Annotated in this window: 15 protein-coding genes and 1 pseudogene; 4 read left to right on the top strand and 12 right to left on the bottom strand. The window is 26.1% G+C overall.

Annotation, left to right across the window (positions count from 1 at the left end):
• Window positions 1–118: 118 nt before the first annotated feature.
• The 4 genes from ACYUDJ_RS08185 to ACYUDJ_RS08170 all read left to right on the top strand — a co-directional run bounded on the left by ACYUDJ_RS08185 (window position 119) and on the right by ACYUDJ_RS08170 (window position 4,827).
• The gene (locus tag ACYUDJ_RS08185) at window positions 119–1,297 is read left to right on the top strand and encodes an SAM-dependent methyltransferase (protein WP_043031409.1); all 1,179 of its coding nucleotides are present in this window, start codon (window positions 119–121) and stop codon (window positions 1,295–1,297) included.
• A gap of 167 nt (window positions 1,298–1,464) precedes the next feature.
• Window positions 1,465–2,757, top strand: a complete 1,293-nt coding sequence (locus tag ACYUDJ_RS08180; RefSeq protein WP_043031407.1) for an ATP-binding protein — start codon at window positions 1,465–1,467, stop codon at window positions 2,755–2,757.
• On the top strand, window positions 2,754–3,566 hold the full coding sequence (locus ACYUDJ_RS08175; protein WP_003488628.1) for a response regulator: 813 nt from the start codon (window positions 2,754–2,756) through the stop codon (window positions 3,564–3,566). The genes ACYUDJ_RS08180 and ACYUDJ_RS08175 overlap by 4 nt, the downstream gene beginning before the upstream one ends.
• A gap of 142 nt (window positions 3,567–3,708) precedes the next feature.
• Window positions 3,709–4,827: a PTS sugar transporter subunit IIC gene (locus ACYUDJ_RS08170; protein WP_003488627.1), complete on the top strand. Its 1,119-nt coding sequence runs from the start codon at window positions 3,709–3,711 to the stop codon at window positions 4,825–4,827.
• A gap of 126 nt (window positions 4,828–4,953) precedes the next feature.
• Here ACYUDJ_RS08170 and ACYUDJ_RS08165 read toward each other — a convergent pair whose 3' ends face one another.
• The 12 genes and pseudogenes from ACYUDJ_RS08165 to ACYUDJ_RS08110 form a co-directional block, all read right to left on the bottom strand.
• Complete coding sequence (locus tag ACYUDJ_RS08165) at window positions 4,954–5,385, bottom strand: hypothetical protein (RefSeq protein WP_052500379.1); 432 nt, start codon at window positions 5,383–5,385, stop codon at window positions 4,954–4,956.
• Window positions 5,386–5,444: 59 nt separating this feature from the next.
• The gene (locus ACYUDJ_RS08160) at window positions 5,445–5,879 is read right to left on the bottom strand and encodes a hypothetical protein (RefSeq protein ID WP_043031406.1); all 435 of its coding nucleotides are present in this window, start codon (window positions 5,877–5,879) and stop codon (window positions 5,445–5,447) included.
• Window positions 5,880–6,002: 123 nt separating this feature from the next.
• Window positions 6,003–7,109 carry a sensor histidine kinase gene (locus tag ACYUDJ_RS08155; RefSeq protein WP_043031405.1) on the bottom strand — a complete coding sequence of 369 codons (1,107 nt, stop codon included), beginning with the start codon at window positions 7,107–7,109 and terminating at the stop codon, window positions 6,003–6,005.
• Window positions 7,099–7,791 (bottom strand): response regulator transcription factor, encoded by a 693-nt coding sequence (locus tag ACYUDJ_RS08150; RefSeq protein WP_043031403.1) that lies wholly within the window; start codon window positions 7,789–7,791, stop codon window positions 7,099–7,101. The genes ACYUDJ_RS08155 and ACYUDJ_RS08150 overlap by 11 nt, the downstream gene beginning before the upstream one ends.
• A gap of 20 nt (window positions 7,792–7,811) precedes the next feature.
• Complete coding sequence (locus ACYUDJ_RS08145) at window positions 7,812–8,528, bottom strand: M15 family metallopeptidase (protein ID WP_003488616.1); 717 nt, start codon at window positions 8,526–8,528, stop codon at window positions 7,812–7,814.
• 294 nt (window positions 8,529–8,822) lie between these two features.
• On the bottom strand, window positions 8,823–10,244 hold the full coding sequence (locus ACYUDJ_RS08140; protein WP_003488614.1) for a sensor histidine kinase: 1,422 nt from the start codon (window positions 10,242–10,244) through the stop codon (window positions 8,823–8,825).
• A 5-nt stretch (window positions 10,245–10,249) separates the two neighbouring features.
• Window positions 10,250–10,933, bottom strand: coding sequence for a response regulator transcription factor (locus ACYUDJ_RS08135; RefSeq protein ID WP_003488612.1), 684 nt, complete (start codon window positions 10,931–10,933; stop codon window positions 10,250–10,252).
• 530 nt (window positions 10,934–11,463) lie between these two features.
• Window positions 11,464–12,052: pseudogene (locus ACYUDJ_RS08130) on the bottom strand (Ig-like domain-containing protein); the annotation flags it as partial.
• A gap of 330 nt (window positions 12,053–12,382) precedes the next feature.
• Entirely contained in the window at window positions 12,383–13,462 is a 1,080-nt protein-coding gene (locus ACYUDJ_RS08125; RefSeq protein WP_003488609.1) for an Ig-like domain-containing protein, read from the bottom strand.
• Between the two features lie 221 nt (window positions 13,463–13,683).
• On the bottom strand, window positions 13,684–14,787 hold the full coding sequence (locus ACYUDJ_RS08120; protein ID WP_043031401.1) for a tetratricopeptide repeat protein: 1,104 nt from the start codon (window positions 14,785–14,787) through the stop codon (window positions 13,684–13,686).
• Window positions 14,788–14,989: 202 nt separating this feature from the next.
• Window positions 14,990–15,382, bottom strand: a complete 393-nt coding sequence (locus tag ACYUDJ_RS08115; protein WP_003488605.1) for a helix-turn-helix domain-containing protein — start codon at window positions 15,380–15,382, stop codon at window positions 14,990–14,992.
• A 12-nt stretch (window positions 15,383–15,394) separates the two neighbouring features.
• Window positions 15,395–16,306 (bottom strand): CPBP family intramembrane glutamic endopeptidase, encoded by a 912-nt coding sequence (locus ACYUDJ_RS08110; RefSeq protein WP_043031398.1) that lies wholly within the window; start codon window positions 16,304–16,306, stop codon window positions 15,395–15,397.
• Between the last annotated feature and the right edge of the window lie 1,050 nt (window positions 16,307–17,356).

Raw genomic sequence — 17,356 nt, 5'->3', positions numbered from 1 at the left:
AATTAATCCATATATAAGTATAAAAGTTTAAAATATTTAATCAAATAATAAATATTATTATAAGCATATATTTAGATATTAAGGTTATACTCTAAAAAGTACTTAAGGAGGTATAGCAATGGAAAAGTTATTTTTAAAAAAGTTTTTAAAAAGTATATTCTCAGATGCCTTTGAAGTAAAATTCTGGGATGGAACAGGTGAAAAATTTGGTGAGGGAGATACAAAGTTTAAAATAATAATAAATGAACATTTATCTAAAAGTGATATTTTAAAAGACCCCTTCTTAACTTTTGGTGAAGCATATATGAATAAAACTATAAATTTTGAAGGTAATATTCAAGAAATTATCGAGTCAGTATATAGAAATAAGGATAGTTTTCTACATAAAGCTTGTCTATTTGAAAAGTTATACAAAATTACCCCACACTCTATAAAAAATAGTAAAAATGATATACAGCACCATTATGATTTAGGTAATGATTTTTATAAATTATGGTTAGATAAAACTATGAACTATTCTTGTTCCTACTTTAAATCAAAGGATGATTCTCTATACCAAGCTCAACTAAATAAGGTTGATTATATTTTAAAAAAATTAAATTTACATGATGGACAAAGATTGTTAGATATAGGCTGTGGCTGGGGAGACCTTATAATAACTGCAGCAAAAGAATATAGTGTTAAAGCACTGGGAATAACTTTAAGCAATGAACAATTTGATAAAGTTAATGAACGAATAAAAGAAAATCACCTTGAAGATAAAGTAGAAGTTAGATTATTGGATTACAGAGAACTATTAAAAACAGGAGAAAAGTTTCATAGAATTGCAAGTGTCGGTATGATAGAACATGTAGGCCGAAAAAATATTCCTCTTTATATAAATACTATAAGTGATTTATTAGAAGAAAACGGGGTATGTCTACTTCACTGTATAACAGCTCAGAAAGAATGTGAAGGCAATCAATGGATTAAAAAATACATATTCCCCGGTGGATATATCCCCTCTACAAGAGAACTAGTTTATAACATGGCAGAAAATGACTTACATTTAATAGATTTAGAAAGTTTACGCCTACATTACTGTAAAACCTTAGAATGTTGGGCTAAAAACTTTGAAAATTCTTTAGATGAAGTTAGTAAACTAGGCTTCGATGATAAGTTTATTAGAATGTGGAGATTATATCTAAATGCCTGCGCTGCTTCCTTCCATTATGGAGTAATAGATTTACATCAATTTTTATTAACAAAAGGATTAAATAATGAAATTCCTATGACAAGAGACTACTTATATAAATAAAGAGATAAAAACTGTTTCAGTATAATTGAAACAGTTTTTATTCTTTTAATATATAAAATAAGTTTTATTAATAGACACTATCAGCTATTCTAATAGACTTTTCAAAGGTTATTTAAAAAAATTATTGAATACTACTATTAAAGAAGCTTTATAAGGAGATGAAAATAATGAAAACAAAAAGCAATTTAAATCAACTTATATTTATAGGCTTTTTAGTTATGTTTTCATCTCAAATATATATAAAATTATTTGTTAATCATTTCAATATATCCTTTGGTATTATAGTTCTAATAATCCTACTATATATGATTGAAATGGATGATAAAATAATGGTGGCCATCACTTCTTCTTTTCTTGTATATATAATAAGAATCTTTGCTTATTTCTTAGAAAATAGTGAAATAAACTCTGCTCTTAAATTAGGTATAAGTAATCATTTCCCAGAGTTCATATTTTACTTAGTTTATATAACTATCTACTTTATTAATATTAAAAATAAAAATTTAAATTCCCTTTTATTTAAACTCATTATCTGTGATTTTTTTGCTAATTTTACTGAAATGTCTATTAGACATACTATTTATTTAGAAAACTTTAGTCTTAATATAATAATAGGATTACTGTTTGTTGCATTCTTAAGATCAACATTAATATGGGTTATGATAAATTTAATGATTAGATATAATACTACCCTCCTAAAGAAAGAGCATACAGAAAGATATATAAAGCTATTAGCATCAAATTCTACTTTAAAAAGTGAAGTTTATCTTATGGAAAAATCTATGGATAACATAGAAAAAGTCATGGGAAAATCCTATAAGTTGTATATGGATGTAAGCCAAAAAGATTTAGATGAGGTTTTAAAAACTAAAACTATGGAAATTACAAAAGACATTCATGAAATAAAAAAAGAGTTTAATTTGATAGTTAGAGGTGTTAATGAATTAACAAACACAAAGGAACTTAAAGATAGTATGAATTATTATGAAATACTAGATATATTAAGACATATGATAAATATAGAAATTAAAAATACAAAGGTAATCTTTAAGATTCGAAAGGGAGAAAATTTTAATACAATATATCATTATTATTTAATATCTATATTTAGAAATATAATTATGAATAGCATTGATTCTTTGGAGAACATAAATAATGGACTAGTATGTTTAAATCATACTTATACCAGCATTGATAATATAAGTGGACATTGTTTTGAAATTATAGATAATGGCCAAGGAATAGATAAAGAAGATAAAAAATATGTATTTAATCCAGGCTTCTCTACTAAAATTGATTTTAATACAGGAGATGTGAATCGTGGACTTGGATTAAGTATAGTAAAAGATATAGTTGAAACTAAGCTAAATGGAATCGTGAAGCTAACATCTATAAAAGGAAAAGGTACTAAATTTATGATTTTTATACCCAAAGATGTTTTAGAGGGGGAAAGAATTTGAGAGTATTAATAATAGATGATGACATAAATGTTCATAAAATTCTTAATAAAATAATAAATCATGAATGCCTGGGGGAAGTAATAAAAGATACTCCCCTAAATGGAGAGGATGGAGGATTTTTAATAGAAAAAGAAAAACCAAATATTGTTATTGTAGATCTTTTGATGCCTGGAAAGGATGGTTTAACTTTAGTTAGAGAATATAAATCTAAATACCCTCATATTCAATATATAATGCTATCCCAAGTATCCTCTAAAGATATGATAGCTAAAGCCTACGAAAATGGAATTGAGTTTTATATAAGCAAACCCATAAATGCAGTTGAAGTTAAATCTGTTTTAAAAAAGGTGATTAATAGTGGTATTATGAAAAAAAAATTAGGTAATATAGACTCTATATTAAAAAAAGAGGATGAGGATAACTTTACATCTAAGATTAAAAGTATAATGAATAAATTAGGCATATTAGGTGAATCAGGATGCGAAGATATAATAAAAAGTATAGAATTTATAATTCAAAATAATTCTAAAGATACATATACTCTTAAAGAATTATTTAAAGAAATATCCGATAAACCCAAATCAATAGAACAAAGAATAAGAAGAACAGCCTTTGTAGCTTTAAATAATATTGCTAATTTAGGAATAGAAGATTACATGAATGACATCTTTGTAGAATTTTCAAATTCTATTTTTAGTTTTGAAGAAGTAAAGAAGGAAATGGATTATATAAGAGGAAAAAATTCTGAAAAAGGATCTGTCAATGTTAAAAAATTTTTACAGGGAATAACCTATTACATTAATAAATAAAGTGTATTTGAAATTGTTATAATTATAACAAAATACTTTTTGAAACTTTCCGAAACTTTTTGAAAGCTAGGCTATATAGTCTAAATAATCAATTAATTCTGAAAACTATCAGAAAAGTTGGAATCAAGGGAGGTTTCATATTGTGGAAATTGTTAAAGGAATGGGCCTATTGTTATTTACATTAGGATTATTTTCATTATTCAGCTTTAAAGCCCCTAAGGGAAGTAAAGCTATGTCAGGACTAGCAAATGCAGCAGTAGCAACTTTTTTAGTAGAAGCTATTCATAAATATATAAGTGGTGATTTTTTAAACTTTGCTTTTCTAGGTAAAGTTGGATCAGTGTCAGGATCTATGGGGGGTGTGGCAGCAGCTATTTTAGTGCCAATATCTATGGGAGCTAATCCACTTTATGCAGTGGTAGCAGGTGTAGCCTTAGGTGGATATGGAATACTTCCAGGATTCGTAGCTGGCTATATTATAGGACTTATAGCACCTATGTTTGATAAAAAATTACCAGAAGGACTGAATACTATAGTAGGAGCTCTTTTAATAGCTCCCTTAGCAAGATTTATAGCAATGGGAATAGATCCTGTAGTTAATGCTACATTAGTTAATATTGGACAAATGATATCCTTAGCTGCACAGCAATCCCCATTAGTTATGGGATTTTTACTTGGTGGAATAATGAAAGTTGTATGCACCTCACCATTAAGTTCAATGGCAGTTACAGCTATGCTTGGACTACAAGGCTTAGCTATGGGTATCGCAGGTATAGCCTGTGTTGGAGGCTCTTTTACAAATGGTATTATCTTTAAAAGACTTAAATTAGGTAATAAAAGTAATATAATAGCAGTAATGTTAGAACCATTAACTCAAGCACCAATAGTAACTAAAAATCCTATCCCTATATATGGATCAAATATTCTAGGTGGAGGATTAGCAGGACTTTCAGCAGCATATTTTAATATAATAAATAATGCTCCAGGAACAGCATCTCCTATACCAGGATTATTGGCACCCTTTGGATTTAATGACCCTAAAAAAGTTCTTATAGCTGTTACCTTTGCTGTAATAGGTGGAACCATAGGTGGACTTGTTGGATCAGTTGTTTTTAAAAGTTTTGCTAGAAAAGACTACAAGTTAGATGAGATTCCAATTAATGAAGTAAATGATGATGTTAATAATATTAATGGTGAAATTGCTAATGATACCAATGATGACATTGCTGATACATTAATTGCTAAAAGTAAAGCTTTTTAAACCTTTTTAATACAGTGAAATAGATAATTGAACTAAAAAATAAACTATAAATAAATGGAGAATAAGTGGATTTTCTTAAACAATTCCACCTATTCTCCTTATTATCAAATCTTAATCGTATTTCAATTATTGTCTAATTCGCGCTGCTGTAAGTGTAATTGGTCCATCAACGAATACATTTGTAGACCCATCTGTTCGCTGAACAGTTAATACATACTTAACGTTTGTATCATTTTTTTCTATAACATCTACATGAGACAATGGTACATTCGTAACATCTCCATCGCCTTCCTTACCAATTTCCTCTACAGCTAAATAAATCTCTTTCCCTGGAATGAGTACATTTCCTTTAAATATTTTCAACTCAAATCCAGCAAAGGTTGTCTCATCATCATTATCCAAGCCACCAACTACAGCATTTAACCAAATAAGATCTCCTTCTATAACTTCATCTATAACTACTTCTGCTAATACTGTAGGAGTATTTGTTATTGGTATTAAATTATCAGTAGATTTACTTGCCGCTGTAAAAAACTCAAATTGTTGTATTGTTGCCATTACAATTCCTCCTTAGATAATAACTTCATAATTAATGAATAAAATAAAACTTTTACTACTTATTGTCTGATTCTTACTACTGTAAAGGTAAGAGGACCTCTTATAAATACATCTTTTATATTATTATTTAGTTGCGCTGTTAAAACGTACCTTACCTTCGTTGTAGCTTTATTTATAGCATCAACATAAGAAATTGGTACGTTTGTAATATCGCTATAGCCATTCTTACCCACTTCCTGAGTTAAGGAATACATTTCTATTCCTGGAATAAATACATTTCCTTTATATAACTTAAAGCTAATGGATGCAGCTATAAGTTCATTGTCATTGTCAGTACCACCAATTACTGCATTTATCCAAATAACGTCACCTGGAATAACTTCATCTATAAATACTTCTCCTATTACATAAGGTGAAGTTGATATCGGTATTTTGGTATTATTAAACTTATTAGAGTCAAGCTCAAAATACTCAAATTGTTGTATCTTAGCCATTTAAACTCCTCCTAAATATTAATCCATATTTGTTAAAAACATAATATAGATTGAATAGTTTATGGCTAATACATTATATGATACTAACATTATATTCGTTACTTCATTTTCCAATATAGAATATTATTTAACTGGTAATCTTACCTCAAATATAGTACTGTCATTATCACTATAAGCTGATATGGTCCCTTGATGTAGTTCTATAATATTTTTTGTTATTGCAAGCCCAAGACCAGAGCCTGATATATTACTATTTCTTGATTTCTCTATTCTATAAAACCTATCAAATATATATGGTAAGTCTACTGTTGGTATGGATTGACCATAATTTATAATTTGAATTACTGCCATATTTTTTTCAAGCCTTGTTACTACATCAACATAATAACCCTCTTTCCCATATTTGATTGCATTAGATAATAAATTTTCAAATGCTCTTACTAATTTTCCTGTATCTACATTTACTATTAGCTTATCCTTTGAAAAATTAATTCTTGATTCCATATTTGCACTTTTAAATTGATATTCAAAATAAGCAACTACTTGCCCTAATAATTCCACTAAATTAATATCAACTTTCTCTAGATTAATAGTGTTATTTTGCATTTTAGTAAGTTCAAACAAATCCTTTATAATCAAATTTAATCCCTTAGATTTTTCATAGGCTATATTAACATAATATCTTAGTGCCACCTCATCTTTATATTGATCATTATCAATAAGTTCTAAATATCCCATTATTGAAGTTAATGGAGTTCTTAGATCATGAGAAACATTAGTTATCAAATCATTTTTGGTTTTCTGTGCATTTCTTTCTGCTACTGTTATATCTTTAAGTTGTTTTGATATATTATTTATATTTTCTGCTAAATTTTTAATATCCCCTTCTGCATTAACCTGTATAACTCTATCTAAATCACCATTAGCCATTATTTCAGTTTCTTCTATAATGGCAACTAACCCCTTATTTTTTCTATATGTTATAAGTAAATAAAATATAAAAAATGTTATTAGTACAATAATTATATTAAAGTTGTTCTGTCCAAATATTTCATACTTAAATTTTCTCCAAAGATACCATAAATAATTAACAACTTCACTTTCAGTATGGATATATAAATAGTTAAATATTTTATTAAGAATAGCTAATGATGTGTACACTAATAATAGTGCAATTAATATATCTATTACTGACAATAAACAATATTTATATAATCTTTTATTTTTCAATTTTGTAACCAACTCCCCACACAGTATGAATTACCTTACTACCTTCCATACATTTTTCTATTTTATCTCTAAGTCTACTCATATGTACCATAACAGTATTATTAGATTGATAATATCTTTCTTTCCACACCTTTTCAAAAATTTCTTCTGCACTAAAAACCCTTCCCCTATTGTTAGCTAATAAATATAAAATTTCAAATTCCCTTGCTGTTAAATCTATTTCATTATCATCTATCATCACCTTGTGTTGCTTCTTATCTATAACCATTGACTCAATTCTTATTATGTTATCCGTAGTTTGCATTTTAGTATTTAAAAAATATGCTCTTCTAAGTAATGCTCTTATTCTAACTGTAAGTTCTAAATGATTAAAAGGCTTACATACATAATCATCTGCACCAGTCATAATACCTTCTATCCTATCCATATCCTCTACTTTTGCACTTAGCATAAGAATTGGTATGCTATACTTTTCTCTTGCTCTTTTGCAAACTTCTAAGCCATCCATATCTGGCATCATTATATCTAAAACCATTAAATTAACTTCTTCTCTTTCTAATATTTCTAAAGCTTCTTTTCCACACCTTGCCTTAAATACATTATATCCTTCATTTATAAGATTTATTTCTAATAAATCTCTTATTTCTTTTTCATCATCCACCACAAGAATATTATTGTTCATGTTTTCCTCCAATTATACAATTATTTACCTAAGTATTCCTCTAAGGTAATTTTGTTATCATAAATATATTTAGCAGCTTCTTTCCCAACATATCTAATATGCCAAGGTTCATGTTCTATATTCGTTATACTTTTCTTTTCCTTTGGGTATCTTATAATAAATCCAAATCTATAACAATTTTTTGCAAGCCAATCTGCTTCTTTTGTTCCTTCTACAAAATATCTATCTTTATTAGTAATATCAATACATAGTCCTGTTTGATGTTCACTAAATCCTGGCTTAGCTACATATGCATCTGCAAGTTTTTTTCCTTGAAATTTCACCCTATTTTTATAAATATTTTTTTGTGATCTATAAGATCTATAACCTGAGTTACCAAGTAATATTATCCCTTCTTCTTTAGCTGTATTTATCAATTCTTCTAATGGTTTTACAATAATTCCTGCTACATGTTTTTCTTCATCCTCTAAATTATCTGAAAATGATATTTTGGGTATACTCAACCCTTCTGGTATGTAATCTTTATTTAACCCATTCTGTCTATTTACTAATAGTCTCTCTGGTCCTATATTAACACCATTTTCCTTAACTAGCTTATCTTTATCAGCAAAACTAGTATTAATTCCTATAACACTTGAATGCTCTAAATTTAGTGATGTATTTTTTAGCATATAACAAAATCCACAAATTATTATTATTATAATAAATAATAAACTCTTTTTAAATCCTTTTTTCATATCTTCTACTTCCTTTCTAATATGGTAATCTCATTGTAGAAGATAGAATTTAAGAGAATTATAAAAAATTCTTACAAAATCTTAAGTTTATAAAAAACGGACACAAAACTTACATCTTTATTAAATCACTCCATTGTTATACAACTCCTTAAATCCTCATGATAACTTTTATTATATATATATTTTTTAGTTCTAATTTAAATATTAAGATTGAATTTTTTGGAATTCATATAGAAATTAACCATAAAAAGAAAAAGCACCTATCCCACAAAGATTAGTGTGCTTTTCATATATTTAAATTATTAAAGTAATTTTTACTTTTATTAACGAACCATTCTCTATAGTTATTTTACCATTATGCTCTTTAATTATTTCATTGCATAAATATAACCCTAGTCCCCTACTATCTTTATTATCGTTATCACATTTTATAAAAGGTTCAAATATATTATCAAATATTTCATCTGGAATTAGATTACTATTATTTATTACTTCAATAACATATTTATTGTCTAATATATAAGAATTAACGTATATCTCATTTCCTCCATAGGAATATTTTATTGCATTATCAATTATATTGATTAATACTTGCCTAATTTTATCCTGTTGTGCCTTAACTGTTCCTTCATTTATATTTTGTATTATTTTTAAGGAATATTTGTTAGCCTTTATATTCATATCATTACAGCATTGGATAATAAGCTCCTTTATATCAATATATTTAAGCTCTTCTTCAATAACACACATACCTTTGGACACATCTATAAGCTCTAATACTAAATTATGAAGTCTATCACTTTCGGAATAGATTCTTTCAATAGCCCTTTTATCAAATTCTTCATCCTGAACCATTCCTGTAAGTAATAATTCAGCATATCCTGATATAGCTGTTAATGGTGTTTTTAACTCATGAGTTACACTATTAAAAAATTCCTTTCTTCCTTTTTCTAATTTATAAACCTTGTTCTTTTCTGATTCAATAGTTTCTATCTGTTCTTTTATTTTATCTCTCATATTTATAAATTCTCTTGCTAATATTGCTACCTCATCTTTTCCATGTTCAGCAATATAAATATCGTAATCCCCATATCCTAGTTTTTTTATTGCATCTGTTAATTCGGTAATTGGCTCAGTAATTTTATTTGTTCTTAAAAATAAGAATATAAATATAACTATAAATGTTCCAAGTTCTATAATATTTATAATATTTATAGTATTTTTATAGTTCCTATATTCTGTATCATAATTCTTTACTATACTTACGATCCCCATATATTTATTATCAATATATATAGGATAAGTTAGCATTGCATCTACTCCATTATTTTTATACTTCAAATCTACTACAGCTTTACCATCCATGACTATTTCTTTACTTTTTTTTGTTATACTTCTGAATTCTTCTGGAACATTTCCTTCTATCAATTTATAATTTATATCTCTTATATCACATTTACATTCATAATTTAAAGATATATGTTTTATTATATAATTACCCTCTTCAACTAATGCTTCTTTTTTGTCCTTAGTACTATTAGTCACAAGGGTGTACTTTACATACTCGTGGGTGCTATTCATTACTTGTTTCAAAAAATTATTTATACCATTCTCCATATTTGAATTTAAAACATTTGTTATTGCAACATTCATTATTACCATAGAAACTATCAGTATAAATATTAAACCAGTTATAAATTTATATCTTATTTTCATAAAAGTTACCTCATTACATATCCTATTCCAAAAACAGTATCTATGATAGATGTTGCATTTTCTTTATCAAGCTTACTTCTTAATCTTCTAACATGAACATCCACTGTTCTAACCTCACCCTCATAATCAAATCCCCAAACTTTATTTAAGATAATTTCTCTTGAAAAAACTATATTTCTGTTTTTAATAAAAAACTCTAACAATTCATATTCTTGAGGTTTTAGTTTAACTTCTTCATCATCTTTAAATACAATTCTACCTTCTAAATTCACTTTAACAAATTTATTTATATATATAAACTCTTCCTCTGATTTTTCTTTATACTTATTAACTCTTCTTATTGCAACCTTTACCCTAGTTAATACCTCTTTTATATTAAATGGTTTAGTAATATAATCATCCGCGCCTAACTCTAATCCTAAAACCTTGTCCACAATATCATTACGAGCAGTTAACATAATTATTGGAATACAGTATTTATTATTTATATACCTACATAATTCAAAACCATTCTCATCTGGTAAGTTTATATCTAATAATATTAAATCTGGATGAAAAATCTCTAAAGCATCTTGTGCATCCTTGGCTAAAAATACACCCTTGGCAGTATATCCATCTGCCCTTAATGCAGATACTAAAATATCATTTATAGACACTTCATCTTCAACTATTAGAACCTTAAATCCCATTGTAATTTCCCCTTACTATTAACATTTATACACCGAAATATCTGTGTGTTTTCCAACTTATTTATAATTTAACACTAAATTAAAATTTGAAACTTATCTATATAATATTTTTTATGAATATGCTATAAGTATACACTATTACTTTTTTAGTAAATATATTCTATTTCAAAAAATTTTTATCTATAAATAATAAATATATTCTGGATTTATTTAAATTTAATTTTTTTCTATTATCTTACCATCTTCAAAAACCTTAATAACACCAACAGTTCCTGTTCCACCTTGTTTTATAAATGATTTTGACTTTACTACAATCTCATAATATTTTTTATCATTTTGATTTTTAACTTCTGGAATAATTGAATAAGATAAATCCTCATTATTTTTATAGTACTTTTTAGCATATTCTAATGATTTCTCTTGAGTAAAGTCCACTTTATTATTTTTAGAGTGTTCTAATACTTTGTTGTTATTTTTAGAATCTACTTTATTGTTGTTTTTAGGATTTGACTTTTCTTGTTCTTGTGCTTTTATTATTTTAAGATTTAGTTCAGCCATTCTATCATATTGTTCTATTTTACCTTCGTACTTTATAGTTCCTACTTTACTTGTATCTATATTCTTATTATTCCAAACAACTCCAACTTCCTTGTCTTCATTGTTTATTTTTGCTTTAATTTTATCTGGTAATTTGTATTCATTATTTTGATAAACATTTACATATACTTTGGTAACTTCAAATTTTGATTTTATATCATTTAATAATTTTTTCATATTTTCAGTATCAACATTATTGGTTACAGCTAATTTTATAAAATAATAAGCATCGTCAGTTCTTTTCTTTTCCATATATTTATTTTTTATTTCTATATAAGATTCCTTGTTAGACTTGTCCATTAAAATTGCTTTTTCAAAAGAACTTTTAGCATCATCATATTTTCCTACATTTAAAAAGTTAGTTCCATTTGCAATAAATTTTTTTATTTCATTTTCCTGCATTGCCTCTTCTTTTTCTACATTATTTGTTAACACACTGGTTTTTTGTTTATTTCCGCAGGCAGAAACACTTAGCATAACTGTTAATATTAATATTAAAGAAATTATAGTTTTTTTTGTCATAAATTATCACTCCTTATGCCTTCTCTATCCAGATATTATCATTATTATTTTGCCAAAATTAACAAATTTGTTACCAATTTGTTTCCCAAGAAAAGTTTTAGTTATATCCTTCTTCTTAAAGGATATAAAGGAAACTAGTAATCTTACTCAAAATTAAAATTATACTTATAGACTAAACACATAAAAGATGGTCTTGTCCATAGGTTCTTTTTTATATCAATTATATTATGTGTTAATAATTAATAAAAATAATTTTCTATATTAATATTTTATTACATTATCTTTTAATAACACAAATCCACAACGCCCAATATTAACCATTTTATAACTTTATGGTATAAACTGTTCTTCTATTCTTACTATTACATTATTTTCTACATATATATATGCTAAAAAATTTCCATGGTCAAATCCTAAATTTTTAAAGCTTTCATAATTAACCTTTTGTAAATCTAAAGCATTTAAATTATTACGATATCCACAAATATATATATATGCATTTGGAGATATTTCATAAGTTTCTAAACTCTTATCTTTATTTCTAATATAAAACTCATATGGTACCTTTCCTACATTTTCTGCCTTTAGCTTACCATCTTTTATAGCTTCTCTTTCTGCAGTCTTATCATTAGCATCTTTATTTAAGAAAAATTGTACATCATCAAATTTCAAATATCTTTTACCATTTTGTTCATATATTTCATTTATAAATCCTATCTGTTTTCCTTCTTTAACTTCTTTTACTTTTTCATTCTTATTTTCTTCTTGAATCTTCTTCACTTTTTTAGTGTTATCTTCTTTTTTAGTCTCTTTTTCAATTTCTATTATTTCAAGATATAATTCAGCAATTCTATCATACTGTTCTATTTTACCTTCGTACTTTATAGTTCCTACTTTACTTGTATCTACACTCTTATTATTCCAAACAACTCCAACTTCCTTGTCTTCATTGTTTATTTTCGCTTTAATTTTATCTGGTAATTTGTATTCATTATCTTGATATACATTCACATATACTTTGACAACTTCAAATTTTGATTTTATATCATTTAATAATTTTTTCATATTTTCAGTATCAACATTATTGCTTACAGCTAATTTTATAAAATAGTAAGCATCATCTATTCTATTCTTTTTCATATATTTATTTTTTATTTCTATATAAGCTCCCTTGTTAGACTTGTCCATTGAAATTGCTTTTTCAAAAGAACTTTTAGCATCATCATATTTTCCTGCATTTAGAAAATTAGTTCCATCTTTAATAAATTTTTTTATTTCATTTTCTTTCATGGCCTCTTGTTGTTTTACATCATTTGCTAATATACTTGTTTTTTGTTTCTTCCCACAACCTGAGGCACTTAGCATAACTATTAATATTAATATTAATGAAATTATAGCTTTTTTTCTCATAAATTTTCACTCCTTGCATTTGGTATATTTAAATATTACCATGGTATTTTTACCAAAATTAATAAACTTGTTTCCAATTTGTTTCCGGGTGAAAATTTAAATTATATAATACTTTACAAATATATGCTTAGAATATTGCTGAATCTTTTCTTTCAGTAATATTCTAAGCATCATCACTATTTAAAGGAATCTATTTTTAACTTATTTAATATTTTATACCCTTAAGGTCTAAATTGTTCTTGTATTTTTACTATTACATTATCTTCTACATATATATAGAATAAAGCATTGCCCTGACCATAAACATTATCTAAAGTTTTAAATTTTTCATAATTGATTCTTTGCAAATCTATAGTATTAATATTTTTATCTATATGATACTTACAAACATCTACCTCTACATTTTCAGATATTTCATAATTTTCTAAACTATTATCATTATTTCTAAGATAATAATCATCTGTTACTCTTCCATCTAGTAAATATTCCTTCTTTCCGTCTTTTATGACTTCTCTTTCTGCAGTCCTATCATTAGCATCTTTGTTTTTAAAGAATTCTACCTCATCAAATTTTAAATATCTTTTACCATTTCTTTCATATATTCCATTTATAAATCCTATCTGTTTTCCATTTTTAACTTCTTTTACTTTTTCATTCTTATTTTCTTCTTGAATATTCTTCACTTTTTGAGTGTTATTTTCTTTTTTCATCTCTTTCTTAGTCTCTTTTTCAAGTTCTATTACTTTAAGATTTAATTCAGCGATTCTATCATACTGTTCTATTTTACCTTGGTACTTTATAGCTCCTATTTCACTTGTATCTACATTTTTATTATTCCAAATAACCTCAACCTCCTTGTCTTCATCATTTATTTTAGCTTTAATTTTATCTGGTAATTTGTATTCATTATTTTGATATACATTAATATATAATTTAGTAACTTCAAACTTTGATTTTATATCATTTAATAATTTTTTCATATTTTCAGTATCAACATTATTACTTACGGCTAGTTTTACAAAATAATAAGCATCATCTAATCTATTTTTTTCCATATATTTATTTTTTATTTCTATATAAGATACCTTGTTAGATCTCTCCATTGAAACTGCTTTTTCAAAAGAACTTTTAGCATCATCATATTTTCCTTCATTTAAAAAATTAGTTCCATTTTTAATAAATTTTTTTATTTCATTTTCTTTCATAGCTTCTTGTTGTTTTACATTGTTGGTTAATACACTTGTCTTTTCTTTTTTACCGCACCCTGAAACACTTAGCATAAATATTAATATTAATAGTAAAGAAATTATAGCTTTTTTTCTCATAAAAATTCACTCCTCCCATTTAGTATACCTAAATATTACCATGGTATTTTTACCAAATATAATGAATTTGTTGCCATTTTGTTTCCGGGTGAGAACTTTAAATGTATTTTTTATTTATATATATTAATAGCTAGTAAAATATAATATATTTTACTAGCTATTAATTCATTATTTTTTCATATTTATTTTGTGTATAGTAAGTTTATATCGGGAAACCATTAAGTATAAAGTACACAATCATTGAAATCAAATCAATAGCAAGAATTATTAATATAATTATTAGTACTATTTTGGATATCTTCTTTGTATACATCTTAACATTTTCTCGATCAATGCTATCAATTATTGTTTCAAGCCTATTCATTACTAATGGCTCTGTCTTTGTACTCTCTTTTGCTTTTACGTCCATTACTAATTCATCTAGGGATATTTCAAAAAAATCTCCTAAGGCTATTAATTTTTCTAGTTCTGGTGTAGTTTCACCAAGTTCCCACTTAGAAATCGTTTGTCTTGAAACATTTAACTTACTACCTAATTCATCTTGTGATAATCCTTTTTGCTTTCTCAAAGAATATAATTTATTACTAAACGCCATTTCCCTCCCTCTCTACCTCTCACCCTTTCTACCTAATACTATAACAAATAAAATTAATACTATTGTACAAATTAATCCAGCCTCTATTCCATATTTACCACCACTTAACAGTTTCATATTTTCATTGGAATTAAATTTAAACACTGATGATGCACTGTTTGAACCACTTAGATTAATTCCAATTATAATTGATAACATAAAATTCCAAATACTATGAACAGCACATGATACCCATATATTATTATACTTAATCATTAATAAAGATACTACTGTTGAAAATAATAATAAATTAACTATCCCTACAATTACAACTATTGTATTAGACTGAAAAAGGGCAAAAAAATGTGGGAATGCAAACATAGCTGAACTAATCAATATTGCTATGCTAGTAGGAATTTTATATAGAAGTGAATTCATCAAAAATCCTCTACACATAATTTCTTCCATAGCCCCTTGAATAATAAAACCTCCTAAGTATGCCACAATAAGGATTATATTTATATCATCATTTTTCCCATAATATACAACAGCCCCACTGAATACGCATAAAACAAATATAATACAGAGTAGTATTACTGCTATTCCTGTTCCTAAAAAATACGACTTTGCAATTTTCTTTTTTACAATCCCCATACTTTCTAAATTTCTCTTTTCTATAAACTTGCAATATAGTATTGTTATTGCCACATGAATCGAATACCCATAATACTTAATTAACGTCATAACATCGTTACTGGGCATCTCTCCCTGCAAAAAATTATAACCTGCTGCAGCTAGTCCCAATATTACTATAACCTCTGCAATAATCTTAGATGATATAAATACTACAATAAAGCCAAGTAACTTCTTAATTACATATAATTCCTTAGAAATATCACCTACGTCCTCCTTAAAGGGATTAATCATCATCATTATTTCTTTCATAAACTCTGCCCCCCGACTAATTATTTATATGAAGATAAATATACTTTTTCTTACAACAAAGTTTACATTTTATTTTTAATAATGGCTACCAATTGAGCTTAGCAATATGTCAACCAAAGTTAACATTGTTGAATTTTCAATGGTTTAATGGGTATAGTGTGATATTCTTCGAAATATATTTTACTAACAAGGATAATTTAATTGCTCTAATAAAATAAATTTTATTCAGAAAAAATATCACATAATTAAAATTTATTTAAACAGAAAATAGGTGCTTAAAAATGGAAAATGATTTGTTAAAAAATTATAAGAAGGTGTATGGATAATGATCCCATGGAATATTTTTCGGTAACTCTTAAATCTAAGATATATTATTTAAAAGAGTATCACATATACAGCGATTAATATATGAAATTCTATGATATGTAAAGAAAACAATTAAATAGATTATCCTGTTACTTTAATATGCTTGGTATATCCATATGTTTCCATTAATATTTCATTATGTTAAAATATCTTCATACAATTTAATATAGTTGTGTGTGGGCAACTGGTATCCCTATCCCTTTTAGAAGGGAGGTGATACGTATGTATGAAATGTTTATGATAGTTTTTACTGCTCTGTCATTTATGATAGCTTTGATAAATTTAATTATCATACTTATAGATAAAATAAAAAAGTAGCCCACCGGTGCAATTGGTAAAGCTACTTTTATTACATGTTAAATTAGTTATACCAGTTGTCTAAGACAACTAAAATTGTATACTGCAGAGTGCTACCAACACTCTGCTTTTATTATCTCTATATATTGATTATATTATACCCATTGGGCACCAATATATTCAAGTATAATTATATTAAATTAGATTATCTATAGTCACGGATTCATTAAATTACTTATATTTTCGATTGATTTTGAATAGTCGTAAACCACTATCTAAAAGCTCCCTCTACTAATAGATACTTTTCTATATTTACTTTTTCTTTTTCACTTATATTTTATATTATTTTTAAGGAATATTTGTTAGACTTTATATTCATATCATTAC

The organism is Clostridium sp. CTA-6 (assembly GCF_054768115.1).
Note: the sequence above shows the minus strand (reverse complement) of the source record. Positions and strands in the feature narration are given on the sequence as shown.